Annotated in this window: 4 protein-coding genes; all 4 read left to right on the top strand. The window is 41.0% G+C overall.

The annotated features are described in order from the left end of the window. Positions 1–992, top strand: a 992-nt coding sequence (locus BLS65_RS18545; protein ID WP_170830191.1) for a hypothetical protein, incomplete at its 5' end; no start/stop codon positions are given. A 10-nt stretch (positions 993–1,002) separates the two neighbouring features. Then, a complete protein-coding gene (locus tag BLS65_RS17285; protein WP_125869944.1) occupies positions 1,003–1,563 on the top strand; it encodes a tetratricopeptide repeat protein in 561 nt (186 codons plus the stop codon). Between the two features lie 292 nt (positions 1,564–1,855). After that, positions 1,856–2,467 carry a DUF6088 family protein gene (locus BLS65_RS17280; protein ID WP_092441041.1) on the top strand — a complete coding sequence of 204 codons (612 nt, stop codon included), beginning with the start codon at positions 1,856–1,858 and terminating at the stop codon, positions 2,465–2,467. After that, complete coding sequence (locus BLS65_RS17275) at positions 2,460–3,479, top strand: nucleotidyl transferase AbiEii/AbiGii toxin family protein (RefSeq protein ID WP_092441040.1); 1,020 nt, start codon at positions 2,460–2,462, stop codon at positions 3,477–3,479. The genes BLS65_RS17280 and BLS65_RS17275 overlap by 8 nt, the downstream gene beginning before the upstream one ends. Positions 3,480–3,806: the final 327 nt, after the last annotated feature.

Below are 3,806 nucleotides of genomic sequence, written 5' to 3'. Positions count from 1 at the left end.
CTGGGAAAACATATGTTGCAATTTCTGAAGATGGGAAAAAATTTAGTGGTTATCGCGAGTTATTATCTTTTAGACCTAGAGATGAATACTATACCGATATTTTTACAATAGAAAATTTGAAAAATTTGAAAATCATTACTGGAACAGGACAAGTTAAAGAAGGACTAACATTTCCGATCCTTGAGAAGCATGCAGGTAACTATAATGCCGCAGGTCCCTTAAAACTTGTTTGTAAAGATTGTGGAAAGGATGATTGTGATGGAGACTGTAAACTTCGATGCTTAAAGTGCGGCCAATATCCTTGTATTTGCGGACAAATATGTGTTTGCTTTGCTGAGCGATTTGATTTCAAAGGTTTTTTTGAACGATGTGATCATAATCGTCGTTATGAAGGTGTAGGAATTCCATTTTGGGATAAAGATGGTAAATTGCAAATAAAAAAATATATTGAACCGACAAAGAGCCAAGCCGATATAATGCACAACCTCATTTTAGATAGTCAAGGGATGAAGCTTTTCTTTCTGAAGTTGGACTATGATGCTCCCGCTTCACCGGAAGATGTTGTTAACACAATTGCGATATATACAAAATATTTTGAGGATTGTGGAATGGGAGGAAATGTAGTAAAGCATTTTAACAAACTTCATTCTGCTTATAGCACAGCAAATAATATTTCTGATGCCTTAATGAATCAAGACTACCTAAGGGCACTTTATGAGGCGATTAGGGTTATTCCCGTTGTAGACAAGTATATTGGCGGAATTGAGACTTTGTTCAACATAGCGCAAAGTCAGGAGTTAAATGCTTCGTTAATGAATAGGGTTTCGTTTGAACTAGCAGCATTAAACAAATACAACCCTAACGATCCCAATGTCCAAAGAAAACGGAACGATTTGCTTAGAGTGCAGACTTTTGCTAAAAAAAATCTTGATGCCATTAAGCAACAAAACATTGATAGTATCCACGAAAGAATATGTACGTGTCCTAAATAATACACTGTTTATGAAGCTAACAACATTTATTTTGTTTATGGTTATAAGCGTAAACCTTTCAGGTCAGAACGCAAATACTGATTCATTACGAAATGCCATTCGTAGCGATGCCCGCTGGGCAATAACTCATGCTGAATTTAGCAAAGGAGAGAAATTGCTTGATAGTCTTATTCTTGTTGAGCCTAGAAACCCAGAAAACTTTTTTTCAAAGGCACAAAGTTATTACTATCAGAAGAATTTGGATTCATTAACTATATGCTTAGAAAAAGCATTGATGATTGGTAATGATTCAATCAGAGTGTATAGCGAATACTATCGCTACTATTCTTTTCAGCAAGAGAACCTTGAGAAATGTTTATTGTATATAAACAGAATGATAGATATTCAACCGAAAAACAGTGACCTTTATATGGAACGGATGCGTGTAAAAACAGTTCTTGGTGATTATGATGGATCAGTAAAAGATTTAGAAATTTCGGCTTCGCTTGGAAATGAGATTGCAAAGGAGGGCCTTATAGAAATTAAGGAAGCGGAAAAACGATTTAAAAAAATGAAATTATCACCCCGCTAGCCTCCCTAACGCGGTCATGCTATGTTGCCCAAATGGCAAGCCGGCCAAGCGTGGCGGCCTAAGGCTGTTGGTGGCATCACCTCTAGGGTAAGGAGTGGGGCAGCGTTTTTTGGTAGCAGGGGCTTCTAGACAGGAACAGCCTTGCAGAAAAACCGCTACCTTCTGGTCACGCTCTTTGAAATTTTAGAGAAAAATATAACCCCAGCGTATGGGTGTTTAGATTCTAGTGTTATGAATTGTGCTTTGTCATATATTATTGCTATATTTGTGACAAAACAATCGCTATAAAGCAATGTATTCGACAGAAGACAAGATACTTGCAAAAATGAAAAAAGCCAAAGGGGGCACGCTGTTTTTTGCTGACAACTTTATCAGTATTGCCTCCTCAAACACGGTAACAAAGGCTTTAGAGCGACTGGTTGATTCCGAAGAAATTGTTCGCGTTGCGAAAGGTATATACACCCGCCCCGCAACGGACAAAATCTTGGGGAGAGTATTGCCAAGTATCGATGAAATAGCAAAAGCCATAGCCAAGCGCGACAGGGCTCGAATTGTGCCAACAGGCAGCTACTCGCTTTACAAGTTGGGGCTTACAACCCAAGTGCCATTGAATGTAGTTTACTACACCGATGCATCTCCGCGTAAGTTGAAAATAGGTAAGCAATCCATTACGTTTAAGAAAGCAAGCGCTAAAAACCTTTCCGCAATTGGAGAAATAAGTAAGCTGGTAATTCAAGCATTGAGAACGATAGGAAAAGACAACGTGCGCGAGGAGGAGATAGCAAAAATAAGAACGCTACTTCAAAGTGAAAAGCCCTACCATCTACAGCACGATTTAAAGTTGGCTCCCGAATGGATGCGTAAGCTAATAGGATCCATTAAAACCAGCACCGCCAATGAGTAACTTGGTGCATATGCAGGAGTGGTTACAGCTTGCCGACACCACTAAGCTAAACCTATATACCGAGACGGGCAGACGAATTGGCTTACCCGCTGTGGCTATTGAAAAAGACTGGTGGATGGTGCATACACTTTCCCTTATTTTCTCGATGGAGTGTGCCCCCGCCCTTGTTTTTAAAGGAGGAACCTCATTAAGCAAGGGATGGAACCTTATACAACGCTTTTCGGAAGATATTGATTTGGCGTTGGACAAGGCATATCTTGGTTTCACCAACGAAGAGCCTAAAAAAAAGGAGGTGAATGACCTCCGAAGGCTCTCCTACGATTTTATTACCCAGAAATTTACACCCGAGTTAAAAGCCAAGTTTGCCGAGGCAGGCTTGTTAAGCGTAACCGTTAAGCACCAAGATGTAGTAAACCACGATCAAGACCCGCTGGTTGTAGAGATATACTACCCAAAACTTACGGAAACCGACACTTACCTAAAGCCAGGACTCTTGGTGGAAGTTGGTAGCCGCTCGCTGCGTGAACCGTTCACACCGCGAACATTTACCACACTAGTAGCCGAAAACTTTACCGATCGCAACTTTACCGACGAGCCGATTACCGTGCCAGTGGTAAACCCAGAGCGCACATTCTTGGAGAAGATTTTTTTGCTGCACGAGGAGTTCCAACGTGCCGATAATGTAAAGCGAGTAGAGCGCCTAAGCCGCCACCTCTACGATATTGAAAAGTTAATGGACACCGACTTTGCAAACAAAGCCCTGCAAAACAAAGAGCTCTACCGCGCCATTGTAAAGCACCGAAGCATTTTCTCCAAGTTTGGAGGGGTAGACTACACAAAGCATAGCCCCGAATACATACGAATTATACCACCTGCCGAATTGCTCCCACAGTGGGAGGCCGACTACAGGCAAATGCAGGAGAATATGATTTACGGCGAATCGCTGCCTTTTGCCCAGCTAATAGCGAAATTAAACAGCCTGCAAATTCGGATAAACAGCCTGAACCGCTAGATTAAACAGAGAACAACGAGCGAGACAAAGCAAGCAGCAAAATACAGTAAATCTGGAGATCAACCTACTTACCAGCAAACTGAAATTGGGCTTATTCCTCGTGCTTGGAAGTAACCCTGATTAAAGATATTTCTGAGGTTAAGAGTTGCAAGAGATTACCTTTAGGAAGATCACTATCTGTTAATCCCTGCTATATTTATGTGTTCTACTCAAAAAACTATCTGTTCGATGTAATGCGCTGCAAAATAGGTTAATGTGATGTTTCGAACACATAGAACACATGATTTCCGCTATTTTCACTCCCCTCATAAGTCCGAACAATACAGG

The sequence above is a fragment of the Williamwhitmania taraxaci genome (assembly GCF_900096565.1).
Taxonomy (GTDB): domain Bacteria; phylum Bacteroidota; class Bacteroidia; order Bacteroidales; family Williamwhitmaniaceae; genus Williamwhitmania; species Williamwhitmania taraxaci.
This window is presented reverse-complemented; position numbering and strand designations above follow the sequence as displayed.

Bases quoted from the DNA above. Each gene is read 5' to 3' on its own strand.
- BLS65_RS17285 (WP_125869944.1), top strand. From the start codon at position 1,003: ATGAAGCTAACAACATTTATTTTGTTTATGGTTATAAGCGTAAACCTT.
- BLS65_RS17280 (WP_092441041.1), top strand. From the start codon at position 1,856: ATGTATTCGACAGAAGACAAGATACTTGCAAAAATGAAAAAAGCCAAA.
- BLS65_RS17275 (WP_092441040.1), top strand. From the start codon at position 2,460: ATGAGTAACTTGGTGCATATGCAGGAGTGGTTACAGCTTGCCGACACC.